Below are 24453 nucleotides of genomic sequence, written 5' to 3' on the forward strand. Positions count from 1 at the left end.
TGATTTTTCATTCAGACGCCAAAAACAGGCGGACGCCAGAAAACAGGACGAGGGGAAATCATGGCGTTGGATTGGGACAAGCTACGCGTGTTTCACGCCGCAGCGGAAGCGGGGTCGTTCACCCATGCTGCGGAAACACTGCATTTGTCGCAATCGGCGATCTCGCGGCAGGTCAGCGCTCTCGAGCATGACGTCGGCGTGCCGCTGTTCAACCGCCACGCCCGCGGCCTGGTGCTGACCGAGCAGGGTGAGATGCTGTTCCGCACGGCGCACGACGTGCTGATGAAGCTCGAAACCATCAAGTCGCGGCTGACCGAAACCAAGGACCGGCCCTCCGGCGTGCTCAGGGTGACGACCACGGTCGGCCTCGGCGCCGGCTGGCTGACCGAGCGCGTACAGGAGTTCATCGAGCTCTATCCCGAGATCAGCCTGCAGCTCATCCTGGCCAATGAGGAGCTCGACCTCACCATGCGCCAGGCCGACTGTGCCATCCGGCTGCGCCAGCCGCAGCAGCCCGACCTCATCCAGCGCCGCCTGTTCACCGTGCATTTCCATCTCTACGCGGCGCCCTCCTATGTGAACAAATACGGCAAGCCGAATTCCATCGCCGAGCTGAAGGCCCATCGCATCGTCACCTTCGGCGTGCCGGTGCCGGCGCATCTGTCGGAACTGAACTGGCTGGAGACGGTCGGCGATTTCGAAGGCGGGCAAAGGGTGCCGACGCTGCAGATCAACGACATATTGTCGATCAAGCGGGCGGTGCAGGGCGGTGCCGGCATCGCGATGCTGCCCGATTACGTGGTCAGCAAGGATTCCGGGCTGGTGCAGTTGCTGCCCGAGACCGAAGTGCCGTCCTTCGACACCTATTTCGCCTATCCCGACGCGATGAAGAACCAGGCGAAGCTGCATGTCTTTCGCGATTTCATCATCGCCAAGGCCCGAAGCTGGTCGTTCTAGGGTATGTCGATATTCAGGTGAGGCCGGCCTGCGAACGGCGGCTTCCTCCGCTTCCGGTACTCACGTATCCAAAAGTACGCTCCGTTCCGGTTCTCGGAACCCACCTTTCTCGGCTCGGCCTGACCTGAATCTCAACACACCCTGAGACGGCGCCGCTCCATTTCCCGAGTCATCCACGCCAAGGCGTCAGGCGGGGCAGCCAGCCGGGCACGGCGCGACGGTAGGCCTCGTATTCGGCGCCGTAGCGGCGGGCAAGCGTCGGCTCCTCATGCAACTTGACGAAGGAGATCATGGCGGCCGCGGCGATGACTAGATAGGCGGCCACCGTCCAGCTCGAAAACAGCAGCGCCTGGCCGAGGATGATCGACAGCACAGCGACATACATCGGGTTGCGGACGTGGCGGTAGATGCCGCCGACGACCAGCCTCTCGGTCGGCGCGACCGGGGCGGGCGTGCCCAAACCCTCCACGGCAAACCGGGCGAAGGCGTGCAGCAGTACGGCTGTGCCGGCGATAACCAGCAGCCAGCCGACCGGAACGAAACCGGGCAGGCTCGACCAGGGCAGGCGATAGCGATCGGTCAGCAGCCAAGGCAGCAGTCCGGCGACAACGCCGGGCGCCGCAACAAGGAACAGAGCGCTGCCGGCGATCGCCGAAACGGCCCGCATGGAGGTCTCCTTACCCAAAGCGCACCCTTGAACGGTCTCTTGCGACGCGCTCCAGGCTTTATTCTTGTGCATGTCGTTATCCCAAACCGCTGCACCCTCGGGTCAAGCCCGAGGGCGGGCTTTTGGGCGACATGCACCAGCACGGTCAGGCTGCCGCAAAAATAAACGCGTGCTGCCCGATTCCACGTCATCCTGCGTTTTTCGCTCTTCCGAGCAAGAATCGCTGCTGTTTCGCGGCTACGGATCGATTTTTGCCTTGCCGCACGCCGCATTTCGGCGATTCAACTGGTCCTATTGCGCTTCGGGACGGATTAGACCACAGCCGGCGCCTTTTTGCATGTGTGTGTTGCAAAATAGATGCTTGTTTCTTGGGCATGAAGAGCAGATATATAGATCATCTCCTGAGCGCGTTCTCCTCCCATTAGCGCTCTCGAGTGTTCCCCTCTGGAGGTTAGCCTTAACAGGCACTTCCAATCAAACTCAGCCGGGTCTTCATTGATCCGGCTTTTTTGTTGCCTGAAATCAAGCCGCATCGACGGAAAATTGGCCGGAACTGGCGCGTAACAGTGACATGTAACCTCGGGTAACATGCCGCAGGCGCGCCAAATCGACTAAGCAGAGCATAGGACGCGGTGTGGCTCGTCCGGGGGATGGGGGCATCACTCGGACGACCCGGGCTCAGGCGGCTACCGCGTCCGAACCTTCCTCCGCCAAGCACCGGCGGCAAGCATGCGGCGGACCTGCCGTTTCGCCTCCCACGAAGACGGTCCGCAATGAAACGGCGCCCCCATGATCCGGGCGCCGTTTCCTTGTACCCTGGCGGCCAGCTGCTGTTTCAGGCGGCCTTGCCGTTGGCGTTCAGCGCTTCGTCGGCCAACCGGCCGGTGAGTTCGGCCATGTGGTCGAAGACGGCCCGGTAGCTGGCGACACCCGCCGTGGCCGAGCGCAGCTCGATGATGAGGTCGCCGATCTCGGCTTGCGGCATGGTCGCCTCGACGACGTCCCATCCGGGCCAACCGGGCCGCGCGTCGTAGCCGAGGATCTGGCCGCGCCGCTGCGGGATCAGCGCGATGATCTTCGACGTCGCGTCGGACGGCGTGACGATCTCGACCTTCATCACCGGCTCAAGCAATACCGGCGAGCACGCGGCCATGCCTTCCTTCATCGCCAGCTTCGCCGCCATCTGGAAGGCCATGTCGGAGGAATCGACCGCATGGTAGGAGCCGTCGGAAAGGTTGACGGCAACATCGACGACCGGGAAGCCGAGCGGGCCGGATTTCAGGTAATCGCGCACGCCGGTCTCGACCGACTGGATGTAGGTCTTCGGCACGACGCCGCCGGTGATCGTATCGGTGAACTGGAAGCCTGAACCGCGCGGCAGCGGTTTGATCTCGATCACCACGTCGCCGAACTGGCCGTGGCCACCCGATTGTTTCTTGTGGCGGCCGCGCTGCTGCGTCGCTTTGCGGATCGTCTCGCGGTAGGGCACGGCCGGCACATGGCCTTCGACCGGGATCTGGTTCTTGCCTTCCAGCCGCTCGCGCACGACGCGCAGATGCATCTCGCCATGCCCGGACAGCACGGTTTCGGCGGAATCCTGGTTGTGATGCAGGTTGAGCGAGGGATCTTCCTCGGCCAGGCGCTGGATGGCCGCCGACATCTTCACCTCGTCCTTGCGCTCTTTCGGCCGCAGCGCGAAGGCGAAGACCGGTTGCGGCGGTGCCAGCGTGGCCAGCGGCTTGATGCCGCCCTTGGTCGAGCTCAGCGTCTGGCCCGTCCTGACGGCGTCCAGCTTGCCGAGCGCGACCGTGTCGCCGGCCTTGGCCGAACTCAGCTTGAACTGGTCCTTGCCGAGCATCTTGTAGATGCCGGAGACCTTTGCCGTTTCGCCGCTGGAAAGGAACAGCTCGGCGGCATCGGCGACCTGGCCGGACAGGATGCGCGATACCGACAGCTTGCCGCCATGCGGGGTGTGGATGGTCTTCATCACCTGGACTGCGGTGGCATCGCCATCGGAAGCGCCGAGGCGCTTGCGTGTCGCCTCTATATTGGGTGCGTCGTGACGGATCGCCTTCAACAGGCGCAGCACGCCATTGCCCTTCTCGGCGGTGCCGATCAGCACCGGCGTCACCGTGCCGTCGCGCAGGTCGGCGGCGAGATCGTCGAAGATCGCATCCTTCGGCGGTTCGATCTCGTCCAGCAATTGCTCCATCAGCTGGTCGTCATGGTCGGCGAGCGTCTCCAGCATGGAAAAGCGCGCCTCGAGCTCGCGCGCCTTGTCGTCGCTCGGGATCTGGGCGACCTCGCTCTCGGCATATTCGCGATAGATGTAGGCCCGCTCCAAAGCGAGGTCGATCGAGCCGATAACGACGCCGTCCTTGCGCAGCGGGATCTGGCGCAGCAGCAGAGGCACCGAGCTCGCCGGCTGCAGCATCTTCAGCGTGTCGCGCACTCCGGATATCGCCTTGTCGACCTTGTTCAGGAACAGGATGCGCGGCACGCCGAGATCGTCGAGCTTGCGGATGATCAGCTGCAGGGCAGGGATCTTCTTCTCGTCGGCTTCGGCGACGACCACGGCGACATCGCAGGCGGCCAGCACCGGCTCGGCTTCGAAGGAGAATTCGATGGAGCCGGGGCAATCGACGAAGGTGAACGGCTCGCCCATGAATTCGGTGGTGGCGAAGGTCGCCTCGACGCTCATGGCATGAGCGCGCGCCTCGGGCGAATGATCGGAAACGGTATTTCCCGACGAAACGGGATTCTGGCGGGGAATGGCGCCTGTACGGGCAAGTATGGCTTCGAGAAGTGTCGTCTTACCGCTTGCGAAGGGACCGACTATGGCAATGCATTTCGGTCCCGTGCGTCGTCCTCCGGCGCGAGTACCCATGGCTGACCTCCACTCAGGCGTTTCCCTGTGAGCGGCGGCCGGCCTGTCGGCCGTCGCGGGCGAGGCTTTTTTCAATTTGCCACCTACCCAAGCGGCATCGTCCCACGGGCAGGCCGGGAGGGCAAGGGATTTGAGGTTGAAGTTCGGGGGCCGGGTTCAGCCGGTGCCGGCTTGGCGCGACGCCAGCGGAGTTCCGTCCACGCGCTGCGCCACGACCGCCTCGGCAAAGCGCGCGAGCAACGGATTGAACAGGTCCGCACGCTCCCAGAAAGGCGAATGCCCGGCACCGGAAATAATGTGGCACTGCTCCCACAACGAGCCGCAGGCGAGCGTTTCAAAATAGCCGAGCCGGACGAACGGGTCGTTCTCGCCATTGACGATGGCGACCGGAAACGCGGCTTGCTCGACCACCTGTCTCTGGTCGGCGCCCTTGCCGGTGAGCATGCCGCGCGTCACCGCGGCGCGCAGCCGGCCGTCGGTGCGCAGGATGGTTTTGCGGAACGACGGGTCGGCGGTGTCGCCGAAGCAGAGCGTTTCGAAGCGCTCGGCATCGCGTTCGGAATACGTCTTCTTGGAGGCCAGCAGCATATCCCAATGAGCATGGAAGCCGCGCAGCATGCCGAAAGGGCCCTTCGATACCGGCGGTGCGCCGGTCAGCATCAGTCCGCCGACCGCCGGGTGGAGACTCGCGAGCTCGATCGCCACGTGTCCGCCGAGCGACCAGCCGAAGACGACGGCGCGGTCGATCCCCAAGCCATCGAGAAGCTGAGCCGCCGATTGGGCAAGACCGGCGATGGTGTAGTCCGTCGCCGGATCGCGGGCGTCCGACGATTCTCCGTGACCGGGCAGGTCGAAGGCAATCAACCGATGGGCAGCGGCCAAGGGGCTGTCGAACTGACGGGCGAATACGGCGCGCGAACTGCCCGACCCATGGATCAGGACAAGCGGGACGCCGGGTCCCGACGACTGGCTGAGGCGCAAATCCGCTTGCGGTGTGCGGATCGTGCGATGGGAAACGGCCATAGCGTGTTGGACCTTCGAATTGTCTCAACGTCAACATTGCATGCCGAGGTCACCATGTTGTTTAGAGTGGTGGTTAAGAAATGATTTCTCGGCTTCTGCCGGGTATGATGCAGCGAATCCACCACAGCTAACCCCGGGACCCTGATGATGGAATCCACTCTCGACCTTCTCGTCTCGATCAGCAGCATCGCCACGCTCGGCCAATATGCCTGGTCCATGCGCGCGCATTTCCAGTCGCCGACCATGTCTCCAGGCGCCATGGTCATTTCGGCTGTCGTCGTCGGCACGGCGCTGTTCTTTCTTGCGCTCCTGTGGATCGAGCGGCAGCCGGGGACGGCGAAGATCGGCGGGCTCGCCATCGAGCTGGCAAGCTCGGCGCTGTTCTGGTGGGCGATCTCGGTCTCCCGCAAGGCGCGGCTGCGTTTCGCATTCGACCCCGAAACTCCCGACAGCCTGGTGACCGAAGGCCCGTATTTCCACGTCCGCCATCCGTTCTACACGTCCTACATCATCTTCTGGATAGGGTGGGGTATCGCGACCTGGTCGGTCTGGGCGGTGGTGCCGGTCGCCGGCATCGTTGCGATCTACGCGATCGCAGCATTGGACGAAGAGCGAAAATTTTCGCGGACAAGGCTGGCCGGTGCCTACAACGCCTACCGCGGACGCACCGGCCTGTTTTGGCCGCGCCTTGTCCGCGGCCGGCAGGGCATGCAGCCGGCATCGGACGAAAGTGGTAGGGTCTAGACAGAAGGAACGGCCGTTGCCGGACCGCCCACCACATTAGAACTAGAGCGAGGATTTGCGACGATGAAGATCATTGCCTGCGGCAGCGTGCCGACGATCATTGCGCCGGACAAATACTTCACCGGCCGGGTGTTGCAGACGCCGATCATCGAGAAGGAAGCGCCGGCGCGGCTCAGGGCCACCACGGTCAGCTTCGAGCCCGGCGCCCGCACCCACTGGCACACGCATCCGCTCGGCCAGACGCTCTATGTCACGTCCGGCGCCGGCCTCGCGCAAAGCTGGGGCGGGCCGATACAGGAGATCCGGGCCGGCGACGTCGTCTCCTTCGCGGCCGGCGAAAAGCACTGGCACGGCGCCGCGCCCAAATCGGCGATGACGCATATCGCCATGCAGGAAGCGCTCGAGGGTGTGCATGTCGACTGGCTGGAGAAGGTGAACGACGAGCAGTATGGCGGCTGAAAGGTTCTGGGCTGAAAAACCCGGCTTGCGCCGGGTTTTTCTTTGGCAGCAATATGCCCGATCAGATCAGCGAGGCGGTGAAACGCTGGATGCGCGTGCAGGCCTCTTCGAGCAATGCCTCCGACGTGGCGTAGGAGATGCGGAAGTTCGGGCCGAGGCCAAAGGCCGAGCCGAAAACAACCGCCACGCCCTCGGCATCGAGCAGTTCCGAGCAGAAGGTTTCGTCGCCGTCGATCACCTTGCCGCTCTTGGTCTTCCTGCCGATCAGCTGGGCACAGGAGGGATAGACGTAGAACGCACCCTCCGGCGACGGGCAGGTGATGCCGCGCGCCTGGTTGAGCATCGAGACGACGAGATCGCGCCGGCCCTGGAAGATCGCCTTGTTCTTCGGGATGAAATCCTGCGGCCCGTTCAGCGCTTCGACCGCCGCCCATTGGGCGATGGTGCAGGCGCCGGAGGTCTGCTGGCCCTGGATCATGTCCATCGCCTTGATCAGCGGCACCGGGCCTGCCGCATAGCCGATGCGCCAGCCAGTCATGGCATAGGCCTTCGACACCCCGTTCATAGTCAGCGTGCGCTCATAGAGTTTCGGCTCGACCTCGGCGATGGTCTTGAAGACGAAGTCGCCATAGATCAGATGCTCGTACATGTCGTCGGTCAGCACCCAGACATGGGGATGTCTCAACAGCACGTCGGCCAGGCCCTTGAGCTCCGCTTCGGCATAGGCGGCGCCCGACGGATTGGACGGCGAGTTCATCAACAGCCATTTGGTGCGCGGCGTGATCGCCTTCTCCAGCGCCGCCGGGGTCAGCTTGAAGCCGTTGTCGATGGAGGTGTCGGCAAAGGCCGACGTGCCGCCGCAGATCGCCACCATTTCGGGATAACTCACCCAATAGGGCCGCGGGATGATCACCTCGTCGCCGGGGTTCAGCGTCGCCATGAAGGCGTTGAACAGGATCTGCTTGCCGCCGGTGCCGACGATGGTCTGCTCCGGCCGGTAGTCGAGATTATTCTCGCGCTTGAACTTTTTCGCGATCGCCTCGCGCAGCGACACGATGCCGGATACCGGCGGATATTTCGTCTCACCGCGGCGGATGGCCTCGATTGCGGCGTTCTTGATATTGTCGGGCGTGTCGAAGTCCGGTTCGCCGGCGCCCAGCCCGATCACGTCCCGGCCGGCGTTTTTCAGCTCGCGCGCTTTCTGCGTCACCGCGATGGTCGCGGAAGGCTTCACGCGGGACAGGGCGTCGGCAAGAAAGGCCATGACAGGTATCTCCAGAAAGGACCGGCGCGGCGAAGGCGCCGCGGCGCCTCTCATGTCGTATCATCTTGTCAAGCGCAAGCCCGGGCGCAAGCATTGTCGGATGAGCCAGCCCGCAAATCCCGGCAACAATAAATTCATCAACAGCCGGTAAAAGTTTGAATGGCAGGGATCGCAACCCGGTCCGCCAAGTCTCGCATAGCGAGGAACCGTGACGCGCAGCATCGGGCTCGCCCATATCATCCGCCACAATGACGGCACCGCCAGCGGTGTCTGGGCCGCCTATACGCTGCAAAGCGCTTTCCAGCCGATCTTCGCCTTCAACAAGGGCAAGCTTTCCGTCGTCGCCTTCGAGGGGCTGATCCGGCCGTTCCGCGACGGCGAGCCGCAGCCGCCGATGAGTTTCTTCAACAGCTGTCCCGCTGTCGACCGCCTGCACATCGAGGCGCTGACAAGAACGCTGCACCTTCTGAACGCCGGCGCCTGCCTGCCGCGAGACGCCTCGATCTTCATCAATTTCGATCCGTCGGTGTTCACCGATCGCAGCATTGCCGATAAGGCGCTGCGCGACATGCGGCTGGTGTTGCACGAGGCGGACATCGATCCGCGCCGCGTCGTCTGCGAGGTCACCGAGCAGAAATCGGCATCGCAGGAAACGCTCTACAATTTCGTCGAGGCGCTCAGGGGCAATGGTTTGCGCATTGCCGTCGACGATTACGGCGCCGACGAGTCCGACATCAATCGCATCAAGGAGCTCAGGCCAGACATCGTCAAGTTCGACGCCGACTGGATCATGACACTGATGGAGTCCGGTGCCGGCTTCGCTTTGCTGACCGCCATGGTGACAAGCTTCGAAGAACAAGGCATCCGAACGGTATTCGAGGGCATCGAGACGGGCTGGCAGCTAGAGCTCGCCGAAAAGTCGGGCGCCTCGATGGTGCAGGGCTACGTGCTGGCGCGCCCTGAGCTTGCGCCGACCAGCTTTCACGTCTTCGACAAGAGCGGGCAGGCGGCCGCGGAGTCGCCGGACATGGAGAAGGTGCCTGCGGCCGTTCCGCCGCGGCGACGGATGCGGGCCTTCGGCCGCAGGGTGGCATCGTGACCGGGCAAGCCGACATGCGGCGCAAGGTCGGCGAGGCGATCTTTGCCGACGAGGTCGGCATCGAATACGGCGTCTACGGCACATTCCGGCTGAGGAGCGCCTACCAGCCGGTCTTCGCGCCGCGCGGCAGGTTTCTCGCCGCCGTCGCGGTGGAGGGACTGATCGAGCCGCATCGTGCCGGCAGGCCGGTGGCGCCGCAAATGTTCTTCGAAGGCGTGCCGGCAGCGGATCGCCTGTTTGTCGAAACCATGTGCCGGGTGCTGCATTTGCGCAATTTCCGCAACATCGGCCTCGACGGGCTCGACCTGTTCTTCAACTACAATCCGCTGATCAATGATGATCCCGCACGGGCACTGGCCGAAATCAGGCTGATGACCAGGCATCTGGCGGATTTCGGCCTGCATCCCGGCATGTTGGTTTGCGAGATCACCGAGCAGGCGGCCGGCGACAAGCTGCTTGTCAGGCTGGCGCGTGAGATGCGGCGCGACGGCATCCGCATCGCCATCGACGATTTCGGCACCGGGCATTCGACGGAAGAAAGGGTCGCCCTCGTGCAGCCCGACATCGTCAAGATCGACGGCACCTGGTTCGCCGAATTCTGCCGCCATGCCGCCGCCGAACGGTTCTTCCGGCCGCTGGTTTCGGCGCTGCACGACCGCGGCACCAAGGTGCTGGTCGAAGGAATCGAGAATGCCACTCGTTTGCGCGTCGCGCTGGATGGCGGCGTCGACCTTTTGCAGGGTTATCATCTGGCGCGGCCGGCGCTGGCCGGCATGGTCTTCGATGAAGAACCGCTGCCTATCGACAGGCTGCTTGGCATGGACAACAACGTCGTGCCTTTATTCGGCTAGCATGGTGCCGGCCCAAATCAAGTCACGATACCGGATCGCAGACGACCGAAATGAGAGAGAAACGTATGTCTGACGAGGATGATCTTCAATTGTTGCAGGCTAAGCAGGCTCTCCAGAGAGGTGATATGCAGGCGGCAACATCGATTCTCTTAGATGCAATGAAGTATGAGGGTAAGAAAGCAGCGGCAGCGTACTCACTGGGTATAGCCTACGATATGGACAGCGCCTTTCAAAACACAGACTTGGCTGTGGAGTATTATTCTCTAGGTAGTGACATCGCAACATATAGAATTGCAGGGGTACAACAGAGATCTGGCAATTTTGTCGAAGCGATAGAAAGATTTAAGAGAATTTCGGACAGCAACCCGTCGGCGGCGTATTGGTGTTATAGGTTGATAAAGGACGTTAACCCGTCCGATCCGCAGGTCGAAATATTTCGAGACAAAGCAGCATCTCAGGGGCACGTCCTTGCAAAAAGGGACATCCTAATAGAAGGATTGAAGGGCAAGAAGGGGATAAGACGAATGTTTACCTCTGCGTTTGGTATTGTTAAATTATTCCATGAAATTAAAACGGCAGCCGCAGAGAAAAATGAGATATTGTACCAATAGACTTTTAGATAATTCCTTTCGGGCCATGCCGATATCCCGGTGATGCCGGCAATCTCGACACATCCCGATGCATCAGCGGCGCTGATCGATACGCCAAAACAAATCACTGGATGAAGCCGCCGTTGTCGCGATAAAGCCGGTCGGCTCATCGAGCCTCGACGCTGTCGTCGCAGGAGCAAAGGGAGCGCCAATGATACTCTACGGAATGATCGACAGCGGCAATTGCTACAAGCCGCGCCTCTTGATGGCCAAGCTCGGCATCCCTTTCACCAACGTCGAGGTCAGCTCGCATACTGGCGACACGCGCAAGCCCGACTATGTCGCCAAGAACCCGAACGCCATGGTGCCGCTGCTCGAACTCGACGATGGCCGGCGGCTTGCCGAATCCAACGCCATCCTGCTCTATCTCGCCGAAGGCACGCGGTTCCTGCCGGCGGACAGATATGAACGCGCGCTGACCTATCAGTGGCTTTTCTTCGAGCAATACAGCCACGAGCCTTATATCGCCGTTCGCAGGGCGCTGCTGACCTTTCCCGAACGGGCCAGGGATGCGACGCCGGAGCGGCTGGCGCTGACGCTGGAGCGCGGCAACAAGGCGCTTGGCGTCATGGACAAGCGCCTGGCCGAGAGCCGATTCTTCGCCGGCGAGGCGCTCAGCGTCGCCGACATCGCGCTCTATGCCTATACGCATGCGGCCGAGATGGGCGGCTTTCAGCTGGACGCTTATCCGGCGGTCGCCGCCTGGCTGAAACGGGTCGAGGCCGATCCGGGGCACGTGCCGCTGGAGTGGGTGGGTTGAGTGCAACTCGCCGACCTTGCTGAGCAACGTTGGCGGTTAGCGAAATCTTCGGCGAAAGCGTCCTTCTCCCCGTCACTATACGGGGAGAAGATGGCGGCAGCCAGATGAGGGGCGGCGCCAGCCCTTTGTCGTAATGTCGTGCTTGGCAGTGCGATTAGTAGGTCTGATGCGTCGCGCTGCCCCTCATCGCCCTGCCGGGCACTTCTCCCGGTATAGTGACGGGGAGAAGGACGCCGTGTTGCCGGTTTCGCCAATTGTCGGCGTCTGAAATCCAGACAGCAAAAAGGCGGGACAAAATCCCGCCTTCCCATGCTTGGTAGCCTGATCGGGAGCGCTTTGGCCGGGCCGGCAGCAATCTGCTGCTTCGGCTTGTCGGGGTCTTTCGCTCCGGCGCGCTTCTCGCGCGACCGCCAGTACATCCGTGACTTGCCGCACGCCCCGGGCTATCGCCCGGCGCGCGCCATTCGCAAAATCAGGCTGCCTTGCTCAGAGATCCAGCGGACGATTTGCCAGTGCGGCGGTCCTGCTCGATCTCGAAGTTGATCTTCTGGCCTTCAACCAGGGTCGACAGTCCAGCGCGCTCGACTGCAGAGATGTGGACGAAAACGTCCGCGCCGCCGCTGTCAGGCTGAATGAAGCCGAAACCCTTGGTGGAATTAAACCACTTGACCGTACCTGTTGCCATTTCGATAGTCCTTTACGTTTGCTTTGGTTTGACTGGGCCGAAACCCAGCCGATTTGTATCGAGATTTTGGAGATAGAACGTCAGCAAACGCGAATATCGCGAGGCCCGGATCGATCGGCCGAAATATCAATGGACCGCATATAATATGCTTTCGCGCAAAAAACAAGACGGGGCGGAAAATGGCGCCGCGGCAACGCTGCCCAACGGCCGCCCCAATCGCGTGAGAGCGTCGTTGTTGCGCGCCTGACGCGGCAGGATCGCGCCGGCTTCGGGCGCGGCCGGGTTTGGGGAGAGGGCCATGAAAATCGTTCTGCTTGCCGCTTGCCTGACGCTGGTGGCCGCCGAGGCGCAGGCGGTCTCGCGCTACGACCCGACCCGCATGAGCTGCGGCAAGGTGCAGGCGACGATCGCGCGCGAGGGCGCGGTCATCCTGCGCTACAGATCGGCGCGCGTGCCGGGGCTGGCGCTCTACGACCGCTACGTGCGGAGCCAGCAATTCTGCGATATGGGCGAGGTTAGGGCGCGGGCTTCGGTGCCGAGCGCCGATACGAATTCCTGCACCGTCTACAAATGCAAGCGTGTGGAGATCGACCGACGCTTCCGCCGGCGCCTGCTTCCGGATTAGGTCTTCGAGATGATGCGCCGGGGTGTGTTGAGATTCAGGTCAGGCCGAGCTGAAAATGGTGGATTCCGAGAACCGGAGCGGAGCGTACTTTGGGTACGTGAGCACCGGAAGCGCAGGAAGCCGCCATTTGCAGGCCGGCATCACCTGAATATCAACATACCTAGAACCCGAACGACACCTGCGCCGCCGGCGGCGGGCCGACGCGTACGCCTTCCATTGCCAGCATCTTTTCCTTGGTGGCCGAGCCGCCGGGGGCGGAAAAGCCGCCGATCTTGCCGCCGGCGGCAAGGATGCGGTGGCAAGGGATGACCAGCGGCACCGGGTTGGCGCCGAGCGCGGCGCCCGTCTCACGCGCGAGCCCGGCATGGCCGGCGCGTTTGGCCAGTTCGCCATAGGTGGTGGTTTCGCCGAAGGCGAGTTTTCGCGCGGCATCATAGATCGCCAGGCGGAACTCGTCGACGCCGCTGAGATCGACCGGCACGCCGGAGAAATTGACGTCCTCGCCGGCGGCGTAGGCCTTGATCGACGCGATCAGCTCGGTAACCCATTGCGGTTCGGGCTGCGCAGGCTGCTCGGCGGCAGCATGGCGCAACAGCCGGCGCTCCACCGCGTCGCGGCTGCGCTGCGGCAGGCAGAGCCGGGTCAGCCCGGCTTCGCTCCAGGCGATGCCCATGAAGCCGAGCACGGTTTCGAAGACCGCGTGGCCGATGGTGGCATGAGGGGCGTGCATGGCGTGCTCCTTTCCGAAAAATCGAAGTACAAATCCAGAACAATATCGCATTTCCCGGCCCGGCTCGCCACCCGAAAACCACCGGGTACCGCGGATTGCCCGGGGAAAGATGCTGGTGTAAGGACTTCTTAACACCCGACGAACCGGACCCGAGCGCCGCTTGCCAGCAAAATTCCTCTTTCCCGTCCTTGCGGCGGTGTTGGCTCTGACCGCTCTCAGCGGCTGCACCTCGACTTCGCCGTCGACCCCGGCGTCCGCCTTCACTGAAAATAACACCACTGCCGATGCCGGTTTCACGCTGGCGCTGCCCGACACGGTTTCGGTCCTGCCGGAACCATCCGGCGTCGCCCAGGCGGCTGCACTGCCGGTCGAGCCGGCCGCCGCCTTTGCCGGGCCGACGCCGCTGGCGGCTTCTGCGCCCAGCGTCATGACGGCCAACGCCCAGCCAGCCGCCGTGACGGCCGCTGTCGCCATGCCGGTCACCGAACAGACCGCTGCCATGCCCGGCGTTCAGCCGGTTTCTTATACTGTGCCGCAGAACCCGGCCGCCCTGGCCGCGACCGACCCGGCAGAGGGGCAGTCGAACGCCGGCGGCCGCAGCGAGATCGAGCGGCTGATCGAGAAATATTCCGCGCTCTACCAGGTGCCGGTCGATCTGGTGCGCAGTGTCGTCAACCGCGAGAGCACCTTCAACCCGAAAGCCTACAATCACGGCCATTGGGGGCTAATGCAGATCAAGCACGCAACGGCGCGCGGCATGGGCTATGACGGGCCGGCGAGCGGCCTGTTCGACGCCGAGACCAACCTGAAATATGCGGTGAAATATCTGCGCGGCGCCTGGCTGGTCAGCGGCGGCAATCCCAAGCGCGCCGACCGGCTCTACCAGAGCGGCTATTATTACGACGCCAAGCGCAGGGGTATGCTGGGCGAAACCGGCCTTGACAGCGACCGCTTGCGTCGCCGCATGCAGCCCGATGCCTGAGCCGCGTCCGCCGGCGCCAAACGAAATAAGACTGCGCAAGGTCCTCGACGACACGCTTCTGGCGCCGCGCTGGCCGGAAGGGTTTTTCATGCGCGGCTTCGAAGCCGCCGATGCACTCGCTTTGCATACGCTGTTGACCGCGGTGTTCGACGACGGCGCCGATGGGCCGTTCGACCAATGGTGGCCGCGCGTTTCGGGCGACGCCGAATTCGACCCCGGTTTGTGTTTCCTGGTCATCGACCGCAAAGGCCGTCTGGCGGGTGCGGCGCTCTGCTGGACGCGGGCTTTCGTCAAGGACCTTGCCGTCCACCCCGAGGCGCGCGACAAGGGCATAGCCGAAGCGCTGATGCGCCACGCCTTTGCGGTGTTTCGTGCGAGGGGTGCTGCGCATGTCGATCTCAAGACCAATACGGTCGAGAACGCCGCCGCGGTCAGGCTCTATCAGCGGCTGGGAATGGTCGAGGTGGATTGGGCGGGGTGAGCATAGGTTTGCCTCAGCGAAGCTGATCGCCATTTGGCGAAGTCGGCGCTGCCCCTCATCCGGCTGCCGCCACCTTCTCCCCGTATAGTGACGGGTAGAAGGGGCTGGCCGCAACGCCGGCACGCCCTCTGCCACGCCGGAGATTGGCGAAACCGTCGGCGAAGGCACCTTTCTCCCCGTCACTATACGGGGAGAAATGCCCGGCAGGGCAATGAGGGGCGGCGCCAGCGCCCGGAATGGGCAAGAGTGAGCGGCAACGGCGCAGCAAAAAATGTCGGAACCGTCTTTGGCGATGCGTCCTTGGGAGGCAAGGCGCCTCCCGCCACGCGCCGCCCCGGCAGATGGAGATGACGATGATCAGCTTTCCCAATGAATCCCAGGAATATCGCGCCGCCCGCGACGAGCTGCTGCAGAAGGAAATCGAACTGCGCCGCGCCATGGAGGATGTCGCCGTCGCCCGCCGCGCGCTGCCGCCCGGCGGGCTGGTGCCGCAGAATTATGTCTTCGACGGGCTTGGCGCCGACGGCAAGCCGGCCCGTATAAAACTGTCGGAGCTGTTTGCGCCCGGCAAGGACACGCTGATCGTCTATTCGATGATGTTTCCGCGCCATCCGCAGGAGACGCGCGACGTGGCGACCAGCGGCGGCACGGCGAAGCTGCCGAGACAGGACCAGCCGTGCCCATCCTGCACGGCGCTGCTCGACCAGTTCGACGGCGCCATTGGGCATCTCGAGGCTGCCGGCTACAATTTCGCTGTCGTGGCCAAGACCGCGCTGGAAAACCTGCTGACGCTTGGCCGTGACCGCGGCTGGACCAACATGCGGCTGGTTTCCTCGGCCGGCAACAGCTTCAAGCGCGACTACCAGGCCGAGGCCAAGGACGGCGCGCAGCTTCCGGTGCTTTCGGTGTTCCACCGCGACGGCGACGGCATCCGCCACTTCTGGAGCTCCGAACTCGGCTTCGCGCCGCCCGAACCCGGTCAGGACCCGCGCGCCATCGGCACCTGCGAGATCCTGTGGAACCTGATGGATTTCACGCCCGAGGGCAGGGCGCAGAGCTGGCAGGAGCAGCTGCAGTATGGGGAAGGGTGCTGCCACTGAGCTTGGCAAGGATATCTCCTATTGGCGTATCGGGAATCGAAATCCTCCCGATACCAAGGGCCTTATGTGATTTGACGTTGCCGCGCCGTGACCTACTCTCGAATGCCGAACCGAGGAGACGAGCGATGCAGTCACCTTTCAACGGGGTTCGGGGCGTCACGCTGACGGCGGCGGTGATGCTTGCCGCCGCAACCGCGGCCTATGCCCATCACGGCTGGTCGTGGACCCAGGACGGGTTTTTCGAACTCCGGGGCAAGATCACGGCCATCTATATCGGCAACCCGCACGCCACGCTGGACGTCGACGCGAAGGGAGAGGCCTGGCGGGTGGAGATGGCACCGCCGTCCCGCACGATCGCCGCCGGCTTCACCGAGGACGTTGCCAAGGTCGGCGACGAGGTGACCGCGATCGGCAACCGCTCGCAAGACGAGAGCGAAAAGCGCATGAAGGCAGTTCGTGTCGTCGTCGGCGGCAAGACCTATGATGTCTATCCCGACCGCGTGCCGCCGGCCTGAATGGACGGGTTCCTCGCCGGCATCGAGCAAGTCGCTTTCGTGCGGGGGCTGAAGTCATCCTTCCTCGCCTACCCCATCGTCAATGCGCTGCACATCATGTCGATCGGCGCGCTGCTGACCAGCGTCTGGCTCATGGATCTCAAGATCCTGGGCGCCTTCAGCGCGCTGCCGCAGCCGGCGTTCGTCGCGCTGCTGCGCTGCATCGCATTGGGCGCGTTCGCCGGTGCGCTCGTCACGGGGTCGCTGCTCTTTTCAGTCAGGGCGAGGGAGTATGCGGCGATGCCGATCTTCCTCGCCAAGATGACGCTCATCCTGCTTGCCGGCGCCAACTTCCTTGCCTTCATGCGCCGCGCAAGAGGCGGTGACGAGCCGGCTGGCGGGACCGTGACCGTGCTGGCTGTGCTTTCGATGATTCTCTGGACGTCCGTGCTTTTCGCCGGACGGTTTATTGGGTTTCTCTGACTAGACCGAGCTGGCGCTGCCTTACACGTCTGCCGGCTTCCCTTGTATACAGACAGGGATCGCACGGGAGGGAGAGACAGGCGACAATTTCCGCTTGTCTTTCAAGTAGACTCGTCCTCAAATCCCGCCGGGGATAGGGAGGGCGAGTCATTGAATAAATTACCAAAGAAATTCGTCGAACGAATTGCGTCGAATCTAAAGAAATATCAACGGATTACCCTGGCTCAGCAAAAGTCTGATGTCGCGGAAGCCGACACGGTTACCTTGATCAAGGACATCCTGGCCGACGTGTTTGGCTATGATAAATATGATGAGCTTACGTCAGAGCATCAGATTAAGGCCACATATTGCGACCTCGCGATAAAGATCGGTGGAAAGCTGAGATTGCTTGTCGAGGTCAAATCAGCGGGTAGCGGGCTCGCGGATAATCACCTGAGACAAGTTATCGACTACGGCGCTCATCAAGGTATCCACTGGGTGATCCTGACGAATGCGGTCGAATGGCGGCTGGTTCGGATCTACGTTGCAAATCAGATTAGCCACGAGGAAGTGTGCCGCATCGGCTTCGCCGACATGAATCCAAAGAATGAGGACCATTTGCAGTGTCTTTTCCTGTTTGCCAAGGAAGGGCTGACAATCGATGCGATGGATGCCTTTCATCAACAGGCCCAGCTATTCAACAAGTTTACGGTGTCGGCGATCATCCGGTCGGAGCCGGTGATTTCTGTAGTGCGCAGGGAAATCCGAAGACTCTTTCCCGACATCAAGGTCGGCAACGAAAACCTGTCGCAGTTGGTCGAAAATGAAGTGATCAAGCGGGACACAATCGAAGGCGACAAGGCGAAAGAGGCGGTCGCCAGAATGCGAAAGGCTGTGAATAAGCTTGAAAGGGCCAAGGCCAAGGCAGCGAAGGTAGACATCGCTGAGGTTGCGAACTGACATAAGCCCCCTTGAAGCAGGCCGTCACCTTCGAACTCGACCAACAGCGCTCGACCAGATCTTGCGATCGATCTAGTCGTAGCGGTCTGTTTATGGATACATTGTCGATCTTGGCGCGATATCGATCGCAGAAGAGAATATATTCTATAACTATGACGACAGCCAGCCAGCCTCAATTCGGTTTAATTTATCTAACAAAAATGAGCTATTGTTGTTTTTCCCAGAGGCCGGGTCGTGCCACTTAATAGCAATAAACAATAATGGGAAGACGCCTCACTCTCCAAAAGAATTTATGAAGCATTTTAATTGCCCAATTGGGTTTGTCCCCATATTGGGTCCAGTTGACCATAACGAAGTACTTTATGAAAAGGAAGCTGCACGGTTAGCGCTTTTTAACTACAGGTCCGCTAGGAATTTCAGAAATATTTGGTATCACTATCCTGACAAGTTCGAAGAGTTTCGCGAAGTCCTGAGCCGAACTTGGCCCGGCATGGATATTGAAAAGCCAATAGTCGACTACTCCCACAAAAACGCCAGGCTATATATGTTCTGCCCGGAATCAAGGATTCCGAGAGAGATTTTTTGGGCAGGTTTTGGCTTTCAAGTATGGTGCCAAATGTTGACGCATTTGATACAGTCGAGCAACAATTCTCTATTTCTTATTGATGAGCCTGATATCTATCTGCACTCAGAATTATAACGACAGCTATTGACTTTACTTAGAAATATCGCTCCAGATATACTGATTGCCACTCATTCGACTGAGATAATAACTGAGGCAGAGGCGGATGATATCGTAGTAATCAACAAAAACAGAAAACAGGCACAGCGTGTGAAAAACCCTTCGCAATTGGGAGATGTCTTCTCATCTTTGGGTTCGAATTTAAACCCTATCCTTACTCAACTGGCGAAAACGCGGCGAGCGCTTTTTGTTGAAGGAAAAGATTTTCAGATACTCGGGAAATTTGCCAGCAAACTTGGATTTGCAGAAGTAGGTAATCGCGGAAATTTTGCAGTCATACCGGTGGAGGGCTTTAACCCGGAGAGAGCCAAAAATATCAAGGCCGGCATGGAACTGACCTTGGGTGGGAAGATATCATCGGCAATCGTTTTTGATCGGGACTATCGAAGCGAGAACGAATGCGCGGCTATTAAGGAAGCTTGTGGGAAGTTTTCGGAGTTGGTGGCACTCCATCGCAGGAAGGAAATTGAGAACTTTTTACTGGTCCCTGCCGCGATAGATAGAGCGGCCGCCAACAAGGTTTCAGAGGTGCTGCGTCGCGGCGGCAGCGCCAAGACATACGTTCCAATCGCAGATGCTGTGCTGAATAAGTTCTCATTAGAGAAAAAAAATTACGTGGCTGGTCAGTATCTTTCTAATCGCCGGCGATTTGAGAGACAGAATTCTCCAAGTTTGAACGACGCGACGGTGAGCGAAGATGCAATGAATGAGTTTGATAAATTTTGGGACAGCGCGGATTTGAGAATGGGGCTTGTTCCCGGGAAGGACGCCTTAAGTTGCGTAAATAAGGCCCTGCAAGATGAATATAAGATAAGTGTGACTCCAACCGCCATAATAGACGCAATGCGGAATGAGGAAATTTCAGTCGAGATGAAAGACCTCATTAAAAGCATATCGGTTTTCTCGATCTCGGGCGTCAATGAGGAACTCGATGAGAAATAGATCGCGAAGCTGGCATTCGACCTAAACGGTCTCGCTCAAACTCAAGCTGAAACTACGCAAAATACTCCTGCAGCGGCCTCACTTCCAAACTCCCCGCCTTCAGCGCAGCAATGGCCTCAGCCACCGCGGCCGCGCCCGAAAGCGTCGTGTAATACGGCACTTTCTGCATCAGCGTCGCCCTGCGCAGCGATTTGGAGTCCGACACCGCCTTCTGGCCGTCCGTGGTGTTGAAGACGATCTGCACCTGGCGGTTGCGGATGGCGTCCTCGATGTGCGGGCGGCCTTCCAGCACCTTGTTGATTTTCTCGGCCGCGACGCCGTTTTCGGCGAGGAAGCGCGCCGTGCCGGAGGTGGCGAGCACTTTAAAACCCTGGCCGGCGAGGCGCTTGACCGCCGGCAGGATGCCCTTCTTGTCCTCGTCGCGCACCGAGACGAACAGCGTGCCGGAGCGCGGCAGGTCGACGCCGGCGCCTAACTGGCTCTTGGCGAAGGCGAGCGCGAAGTCGCGGTCGAGGCCCATGACCTCGCCGGTCGAGCGCATTTCCGGGCCGAGCAAGATGTCGACGCCGGGGAAGCGGGCGAACGGGAATACCGCTTCCTTGACGGCGATGTGGCCGGGGTTGCGTGGGTCGGGCATGGCGCCGTAATGGGCGAAGGCGTCTTCCAGGCTTTCGCCGGCCATGATGCGGGCGGCAATCTTGGCAATCGGCCGCCCGATGGTCTTGGCGACGAAGGGCACGGTGCGCGACGCTCGCGGGTTGACCTCCAGCACATAGACGGTGCCGTCCTTGATCGCGTACTGCACGTTCATCAGCCCGCCGACATTGAGCGCGCGGGCAAGCGCTGCCGTTTGGCGCTCCAGCTCGTCGACGAGCTCCGAGGGCAGCGAATGCACCGGCAGCGAGCAGGCGCTGTCACCGGAATGGATGCCGGCCTCCTCAATATGCTCCAATATGCCGGAGACGTAGGTCGACTTGCCGTCGCACAGGCAATCGACGTCGACCTCGATGGCGCCCGACAGATAGGTGTCGAACAGAAGCGGGTTCTTGCCGAGCAGCGTGTTGATCTGGCCGGTCTTGTCGTTGGGGTATTTCTGCTTGATGTCCTCCGGCACCAGGCCGGGTACGGTGTCGAGCAGGTAGGATTGCAGCATGCTCTCATCGTGGATGATCTGCATGGCGCGGCCGCCGAGCACATAGGACGGGCGCACCACCAGCGGGAAGCCGAGCTCGCCGGCAACGAGGCGGGCCTGCTCGACCGAATAGGCGATGCCGTTCTTCGGCTGGCTGAGGCCGAGCTTGTGCAACAGCTTCTGGAAGCGGTCGCGGTCCTCGGCGAGATCGATCATGTCGGGCGAGGTGCCGAGGATCGGGATGCCGGCCTTCTCCAGCGCGTCGGCGAGCTTCAGCGGCGTCTGGCCGCCGAACTGGACGATGACGCCGACCAGCTCGCCGGACGCCTGTTCGGCGCGCAGGATCTCCAGCACGTCCTCCGGCGTCAGCGGCTCGAAATAGAGCCGGTCGGAGGTGTCGTAGTCGGTCGAGACGGTCTCGGGATTGCAGTTGATCATGATCGCCTCGAAGCCGGCATCGCGCAGCGCGAAGGCGGCGTGGCAGCAGCAATAGTCGAACTCGATGCCCTGGCCGATGCGGTTGGGGCCGCCGCCGAGGATAACGACCTTTTTGCGCGACGATACCTGAGCCTCGTTGGCGAGCGCGCCGGCAAACGGCACTTCATAAGTGGAGTACATATAGGCGGTGGGCGAGGCGAACTCGGCCGCGCAGGTGTCGATGCGCTTGTAAACCGGATGAACGTCAAGTTTTTCGCGAATCTTCTGGATCTCTTCAACGTCCTTCCTGACCAGGGAGGCGAGGCGGGCATCGGAGAAACCCATCGCCTTCAGCATGCGCAGATTGGCGGCGTCCTCGGGAATGCCGTGCTCGCGGATGCGTGCCTCCATGTCGAGGATGCCGGCGATCTGTTCGAGGAACCACGGGTCGATCTTGCACATGGCGTGCACGTCTTCCAGCGAGGTGCCCATGCGGATCGCCTGCGCCACCATGCGCAGCCGGTCCGGCGTTGGCGTACCGAGTGCGGCGCGAACGGCGTTGCGGTCGTCGACGTGGCTGGCGGCCGTGCTGCCATGGCCGATGCCGGGGATCTCGATTTCGTCCAGACCAGTCAGGCCGGTCTCCAGCCCGCGCAGCGCTTTCTGCAGCGATTCCTGGAAAGTGCGGCCGATGGCCATGACCTCGCCGACCGACTTCATCGAGGTGGTCAGCACCGGCTCGGCGCCGGGGAATTTCTCGAAGGCAAAGCGCGGGATTTTGGTGACGACATAGTCAATGCTCGGCTCGAACGAGGCCGGCGTCGCGCCGCCGGTGATGTCGTTCTCGAGCTCGTCCAGCGTGTAGCCGACGGCGAGCTTGGCGGCGATCTTGGCGATCGGGAAGCCTGTCGCCTTGGAGGCCAGCGCAGACGAGCGCGAGACGCGCGGGTTCATCTCGATGACCACCAGGCGGCCATCGGCCGGGTTGACGGCGAACTGCACGTTGGAGCCGCCGGTCTCGACGCCGATCTCGCGCAGCACCGCGATCGAGGCGTTGCGCATCATCTGGTATTCTTTGTCGGTCAGCGTCAGCGCCGGGGCGACGGTGATCGAATCGCCGGTATGCACGCCCATCGGGTCGATGTTCTCGATCGAGCAGACGATGATGCAATTGTCGGCCTTGTCGCGGACAACCTCCATCTCGTACTCTTTCCAGCCGAGCACGCTCTCCTCGATCAGCACTTCGGTGGTCGGCGAGGCGTCGAGGCCGGACTGGACGATCTCGTAGAATTCGGCGCGATTGTAGGCGATGCCGCCGCCGGTGCCGCCCATGGTGAAGGACGGGCGGATGATGGCGGGAAGGCCGACATGGTCGAGCGCCTGTGCGGCTATCGCCATGGCGTGGCTGATATAGCGCTGCTTGCGGTCGCCTTCGCCGAGGTTCCAGCTTGTTTCCAGCGCGTCGAGCGCGGCATCGAGATTTTCGGGCTTCTCGGCCTTCAACTCGGCGCGCTCGGCCTCGTGCGTCTTGCGGTCGGCATTCTTGACGTCGGTGGCATTGGCCAGCATCGACTTCGGTGTTTCCAGGCCGATCTTGTTCATCGCCTCGCGAAACAGCGCGCGGTCCTCGGCCTTGTCGATGGCCGTGGCATCGGCGCCGATCATCTCGACATTGTAGCGGTCGAGCACGCCCATGCGGCGCAGCGACAGGGCGGTGTTCAGCGCGGTCTGGCCGCCCATGGTCGGCAGCAGCGCGTCCGGCCGCTCCTTGGCGATGATCTTGGCCACCACTTCGGGCGTGATCGGCTCGATATAGGTGGCGTCGGCCAGCTCCGGGTCGGTCATGATGGTGGCCGGATTGGAGTTGACCAGGATGACGCGAAACCCCTCTTCCTTCAGCGCCTTGCAGGCCTGGGTGCCGGAATAGTCGAACTCGCAGGCCTGGCCGATGACAATGGGGCCGGCCCCGATGATCAGGATCGACTTGATGTCGGTGCGTCTTGGCATGTCGAGGGTCCGTTCGGCGGGCGGCTTGCACAAAAAGCCGGACGGGATGACCCGGCCGGTTATGCTCGCGATTCTGGTATCAGGCTAGGAGGGCCTTATAGGGAAGAGTTTTGCCGGATGTAACCCCCTAAAATGCGGCTTTGTGTGCGGGTCCACTAGCTGGGCAATCGCTTCAGGTTTAGATGCCGGTGCTGCCCCTCACCTGCCTACCGGCATCCTCTCCCCGTATAGTGACGGGGAGAGGGGCGCTCTCATGGACGATTTCGCCACTCGCCAGCATTGCAAGAAGGGCGCCGACGCTGCGGCCAGCCCCTTCTCCCCGTCACTATACGGGGAGAAGTGCCCGGCAGGGCGATGAGGGGCGGCGCTGATTCCTACAATTACACCAGTCCACTCTCTCTATCCTCCGCTCGCCAGGGCGTTGGTAATCTCGAAGCGTTCGGAAACGCCGACGCGGATGATGTTGAGGCTGCCCTCGCGCGTGAAGCGGAATTCGCCGGGCGCATTCGAACCGGCCGGCTTGCCTGCTTGGAAGGTGATGATGCGCGTGCCGCCATCGGGCCATGTCACGGACACGTCGATCTTGTCGCCGGTGCGCACGACCGCCGCCTTGCAGCTGGTCATTGGCTGGCCGACATAGCGCGCGCAAGGAATGACGTTCCCGGCACCTGGGACTGGTGTCCCCGGCGGCTGCAGCCGTGCAACGGTTTGTGCATCGGCCGGAGGCGCTGCATTGATCGCGCCGAAATTCTGGACGGGATCAATCGCGGGCGCCGATCCATCAACCTGTCCAGTCGAGGGGTTTCCACCGGCCAGGGCCAGGCGGTAAGCATCCTCGATCGCCACCCTGCCGATTGCGTCAGCGGAGTTCAGCGTCGTTTCGGGACCGGCCGCGCCCAGGCGCGCTGTCAGATCCGGCAGCGGGTTAGAGGCAGGGCTCTCCGTATTGGCCGCCGCTTGGGGTGTCACTTGCTGGGGATTGATAGGGTCGAGGTAGCGCGCGGGAGCCCATCCGCTCATCTTCGGGTCGTCAATGTCTTCAACCTTGCACCACCGATGGCCGCTGACGTCACCGCAGCCGAGATTTTTCACGCTCGAACCACTCGGCAGCCGCGCCTCGATCTTGCCCATGGCCGATGCCGTGGCGCGCACGTTCAGGAGATCACCCGGAGCGAGACCCGTCACAATGGAGATGATGGGCTCCGGCTCCTGGCCCTTGGCCGGCAACCCCGCCAGCATCAGCGGAGCCGCAATCACCGCAAGCAGCATCGTCGGGAGTGTTACTGTGCGCCTAATCATCTGCCATGGGCGGTAGGTTCAATTGCCGAAGGCG

At 61.8% G+C, this 24453-nt stretch carries 24 protein-coding genes; 16 read left to right on the top strand and 8 right to left on the bottom strand.

Going from position 1 to position 24453, the window contains the following annotated elements; genetic code table 11:
* Positions 1-60 precede the first annotated feature (60 nt).
* On the top strand, positions 61-957 hold the full coding sequence (locus tag NKJ94_RS04875; protein ID WP_352523275.1) for a LysR family transcriptional regulator: 897 nt from the start codon (positions 61-63) through the stop codon (positions 955-957).
* Between the two features lie 169 nt (positions 958-1126).
* Here NKJ94_RS04875 and NKJ94_RS04880 read toward each other — a convergent pair whose 3' ends face one another.
* From NKJ94_RS04880 to NKJ94_RS04890, 3 genes are all read right to left on the bottom strand, one after another.
* Positions 1127-1624 carry a methyltransferase family protein gene (locus NKJ94_RS04880; protein WP_352523276.1) on the bottom strand — a complete coding sequence of 166 codons (498 nt, stop codon included), beginning with the start codon at positions 1622-1624 and terminating at the stop codon, positions 1127-1129.
* An 835-nt stretch (positions 1625-2459) separates the two neighbouring features.
* On the bottom strand, positions 2460-4511 hold the full coding sequence (locus NKJ94_RS04885) for an elongation factor G (protein ID WP_352523278.1): 2052 nt from the start codon (positions 4509-4511) through the stop codon (positions 2460-2462).
* A 156-nt stretch (positions 4512-4667) separates the two neighbouring features.
* Positions 4668-5534 (bottom strand): alpha/beta fold hydrolase, encoded by an 867-nt coding sequence (locus NKJ94_RS04890; RefSeq protein WP_352523279.1) that lies wholly within the window; start codon positions 5532-5534, stop codon positions 4668-4670.
* 144 nt (positions 5535-5678) lie between these two features.
* Between NKJ94_RS04890 and NKJ94_RS04895 the strand changes: the two genes are divergently transcribed.
* Positions 5679-6278, top strand: coding sequence for a methyltransferase family protein (locus NKJ94_RS04895; RefSeq protein WP_352523281.1), 600 nt, complete (start codon positions 5679-5681; stop codon positions 6276-6278).
* 63 nt (positions 6279-6341) lie between these two features.
* Positions 6342-6737 (top strand): (R)-mandelonitrile lyase, encoded by a 396-nt coding sequence (locus tag NKJ94_RS04900; protein ID WP_352523282.1) that lies wholly within the window; start codon positions 6342-6344, stop codon positions 6735-6737.
* Positions 6738-6798: 61 nt separating this feature from the next.
* On the opposite strand, the gene NKJ94_RS04905 is transcribed toward NKJ94_RS04900, so the two are convergent.
* The gene (locus NKJ94_RS04905; protein ID WP_352523283.1) at positions 6799-8001 is read right to left on the bottom strand and encodes a pyridoxal phosphate-dependent aminotransferase; all 1203 of its coding nucleotides are present in this window, start codon (positions 7999-8001) and stop codon (positions 6799-6801) included.
* Between the two features lie 208 nt (positions 8002-8209).
* Between NKJ94_RS04905 and NKJ94_RS04910 the strand changes: the two genes are divergently transcribed.
* The 4 genes from NKJ94_RS04910 to NKJ94_RS04925 all read left to right on the top strand — a co-directional run bounded on the left by NKJ94_RS04910 (position 8210) and on the right by NKJ94_RS04925 (position 11361).
* Complete coding sequence (locus tag NKJ94_RS04910; RefSeq protein ID WP_352523284.1) at positions 8210-9100, top strand: EAL domain-containing protein; 891 nt, start codon at positions 8210-8212, stop codon at positions 9098-9100.
* Positions 9097-9951, top strand: coding sequence for an EAL domain-containing protein (locus NKJ94_RS04915; RefSeq protein ID WP_352523285.1), 855 nt, complete (start codon positions 9097-9099; stop codon positions 9949-9951). The genes NKJ94_RS04910 and NKJ94_RS04915 overlap by 4 nt, the downstream gene beginning before the upstream one ends.
* A 65-nt stretch (positions 9952-10016) precedes the next feature.
* Positions 10017-10562, top strand: a complete 546-nt coding sequence (locus NKJ94_RS04920) for a tetratricopeptide repeat protein (RefSeq protein WP_352523286.1) — start codon at positions 10017-10019, stop codon at positions 10560-10562.
* Between the two features lie 190 nt (positions 10563-10752).
* Entirely contained in the window at positions 10753-11361 is a 609-nt protein-coding gene (locus tag NKJ94_RS04925; protein WP_352523287.1) for a glutathione S-transferase family protein, read from the top strand.
* A 472-nt stretch (positions 11362-11833) separates the two neighbouring features.
* On the opposite strand, the gene NKJ94_RS04930 is transcribed toward NKJ94_RS04925, so the two are convergent.
* Positions 11834-12046 carry a cold-shock protein gene (locus NKJ94_RS04930; RefSeq protein WP_023678332.1) on the bottom strand — a complete coding sequence of 71 codons (213 nt, stop codon included), beginning with the start codon at positions 12044-12046 and terminating at the stop codon, positions 11834-11836.
* Between the two features lie 298 nt (positions 12047-12344).
* On the opposite strand from NKJ94_RS04930, the gene NKJ94_RS04935 reads away from it, so the two are divergent.
* A complete protein-coding gene (locus NKJ94_RS04935) occupies positions 12345-12671 on the top strand; it encodes a hypothetical protein (protein WP_352523289.1) in 327 nt (108 codons plus the stop codon).
* Between the two features lie 160 nt (positions 12672-12831).
* Here NKJ94_RS04935 and NKJ94_RS04940 read toward each other — a convergent pair whose 3' ends face one another.
* A complete protein-coding gene (locus NKJ94_RS04940; RefSeq protein ID WP_352523290.1) occupies positions 12832-13401 on the bottom strand; it encodes a methylated-DNA--[protein]-cysteine S-methyltransferase in 570 nt (189 codons plus the stop codon).
* 160 nt (positions 13402-13561) lie between these two features.
* Here NKJ94_RS04940 and NKJ94_RS04945 point away from each other — a divergent pair, with 160 nt between their 5' ends.
* The 8 genes from NKJ94_RS04945 (at position 13562) to NKJ94_RS04980 (ending at position 19564) form a co-directional block, all read left to right on the top strand.
* Positions 13562-14383: a transglycosylase SLT domain-containing protein gene (locus NKJ94_RS04945; protein WP_352523292.1), complete on the top strand. Its 822-nt coding sequence runs from the start codon at positions 13562-13564 to the stop codon at positions 14381-14383.
* Positions 14376-14864: a GNAT family N-acetyltransferase gene (locus tag NKJ94_RS04950; protein ID WP_352523293.1), complete on the top strand. Its 489-nt coding sequence runs from the start codon at positions 14376-14378 to the stop codon at positions 14862-14864. The genes NKJ94_RS04945 and NKJ94_RS04950 overlap by 8 nt, the downstream gene beginning before the upstream one ends.
* A gap of 353 nt (positions 14865-15217) precedes the next feature.
* Complete coding sequence (locus NKJ94_RS04955) at positions 15218-15964, top strand: DUF899 family protein (protein ID WP_352523295.1); 747 nt, start codon at positions 15218-15220, stop codon at positions 15962-15964.
* Positions 15965-16089: 125 nt separating this feature from the next.
* Positions 16090-16479 carry a DUF6152 family protein gene (locus NKJ94_RS04960; RefSeq protein WP_352523296.1) on the top strand — a complete coding sequence of 130 codons (390 nt, stop codon included), beginning with the start codon at positions 16090-16092 and terminating at the stop codon, positions 16477-16479.
* A complete protein-coding gene (locus NKJ94_RS04965; RefSeq protein ID WP_352523298.1) occupies positions 16480-16941 on the top strand; it encodes a hypothetical protein in 462 nt (153 codons plus the stop codon).
* A 150-nt stretch (positions 16942-17091) separates the two neighbouring features.
* A complete protein-coding gene (locus tag NKJ94_RS04970) occupies positions 17092-17880 on the top strand; it encodes a hypothetical protein (RefSeq protein WP_352523299.1) in 789 nt (262 codons plus the stop codon).
* A 292-nt stretch (positions 17881-18172) separates the two neighbouring features.
* Complete coding sequence (locus tag NKJ94_RS37550) at positions 18173-18580, top strand: AAA family ATPase (protein ID WP_502904161.1); 408 nt, start codon at positions 18173-18175, stop codon at positions 18578-18580.
* A 9-nt stretch (positions 18581-18589) separates the two neighbouring features.
* Positions 18590-19564: a hypothetical protein gene (locus tag NKJ94_RS04980; protein ID WP_352523300.1), complete on the top strand. Its 975-nt coding sequence runs from the start codon at positions 18590-18592 to the stop codon at positions 19562-19564.
* A 52-nt stretch (positions 19565-19616) separates the two neighbouring features.
* Here the strand turns inward: NKJ94_RS04980 and carB are convergent, their stop codons facing one another.
* Both carB and NKJ94_RS04990 read right to left on the bottom strand, forming a co-directional pair.
* Positions 19617-23120 carry a carbamoyl-phosphate synthase large subunit gene (carB, locus tag NKJ94_RS04985; protein WP_352523301.1) on the bottom strand — a complete coding sequence of 1168 codons (3504 nt, stop codon included), beginning with the start codon at positions 23118-23120 and terminating at the stop codon, positions 19617-19619.
* Positions 23121-23519: 399 nt separating this feature from the next.
* Positions 23520-24347: an SH3 domain-containing protein gene (locus NKJ94_RS04990; protein WP_352523302.1), complete on the bottom strand. Its 828-nt coding sequence runs from the start codon at positions 24345-24347 to the stop codon at positions 23520-23522.
* Positions 24348-24453 lie beyond the last annotated feature (106 nt).

It is taken from the genome of Mesorhizobium sp. M0060 (genome assembly GCF_040323155.1).
Taxonomy (GTDB): domain Bacteria; phylum Pseudomonadota; class Alphaproteobacteria; order Rhizobiales; family Rhizobiaceae; genus Mesorhizobium.

Coding starts and splice junctions, on each gene's coding strand:
- NKJ94_RS04905 (WP_352523283.1), bottom strand. CDS start 8,001: ATGGCCTTTCTTGCCGACGCCCTGTCCCGCGTGAAGCCTTCCGCGACC.
- NKJ94_RS04925 (WP_352523287.1), top strand. CDS start 10,753: ATGATACTCTACGGAATGATCGACAGCGGCAATTGCTACAAGCCGCGC.
- NKJ94_RS04955 (WP_352523295.1), top strand. CDS start 15,218: ATGATCAGCTTTCCCAATGAATCCCAGGAATATCGCGCCGCCCGCGAC.
- NKJ94_RS04940 (WP_352523290.1), bottom strand. CDS start 13,401: ATGCACGCCCCTCATGCCACCATCGGCCACGCGGTCTTCGAAACCGTG.
- NKJ94_RS37550 (WP_502904161.1), top strand. CDS start 18,173: ATGAAGCATTTTAATTGCCCAATTGGGTTTGTCCCCATATTGGGTCCA.
- NKJ94_RS04880 (WP_352523276.1), bottom strand. CDS start 1,624: ATGCGGGCCGTTTCGGCGATCGCCGGCAGCGCTCTGTTCCTTGTTGCG.
- NKJ94_RS04895 (WP_352523281.1), top strand. CDS start 5,679: ATGATGGAATCCACTCTCGACCTTCTCGTCTCGATCAGCAGCATCGCC.
- NKJ94_RS04935 (WP_352523289.1), top strand. CDS start 12,345: ATGAAAATCGTTCTGCTTGCCGCTTGCCTGACGCTGGTGGCCGCCGAG.
- NKJ94_RS04960 (WP_352523296.1), top strand. CDS start 16,090: ATGCAGTCACCTTTCAACGGGGTTCGGGGCGTCACGCTGACGGCGGCG.
- NKJ94_RS04950 (WP_352523293.1), top strand. CDS start 14,376: ATGCCTGAGCCGCGTCCGCCGGCGCCAAACGAAATAAGACTGCGCAAG.
- NKJ94_RS04890 (WP_352523279.1), bottom strand. CDS start 5,534: ATGGCCGTTTCCCATCGCACGATCCGCACACCGCAAGCGGATTTGCGC.
- carB (WP_352523301.1), bottom strand. CDS start 23,120: ATGCCAAGACGCACCGACATCAAGTCGATCCTGATCATCGGGGCCGGC.
- NKJ94_RS04900 (WP_352523282.1), top strand. CDS start 6,342: ATGAAGATCATTGCCTGCGGCAGCGTGCCGACGATCATTGCGCCGGAC.
- NKJ94_RS04875 (WP_352523275.1), top strand. CDS start 61: ATGGCGTTGGATTGGGACAAGCTACGCGTGTTTCACGCCGCAGCGGAA.
- NKJ94_RS04965 (WP_352523298.1), top strand. CDS start 16,480: ATGGACGGGTTCCTCGCCGGCATCGAGCAAGTCGCTTTCGTGCGGGGG.
- NKJ94_RS04885 (WP_352523278.1), bottom strand. CDS start 4,511: ATGGGTACTCGCGCCGGAGGACGACGCACGGGACCGAAATGCATTGCC.
- NKJ94_RS04920 (WP_352523286.1), top strand. CDS start 10,017: ATGTCTGACGAGGATGATCTTCAATTGTTGCAGGCTAAGCAGGCTCTC.
- NKJ94_RS04930 (WP_023678332.1), bottom strand. CDS start 12,046: ATGGCAACAGGTACGGTCAAGTGGTTTAATTCCACCAAGGGTTTCGGC.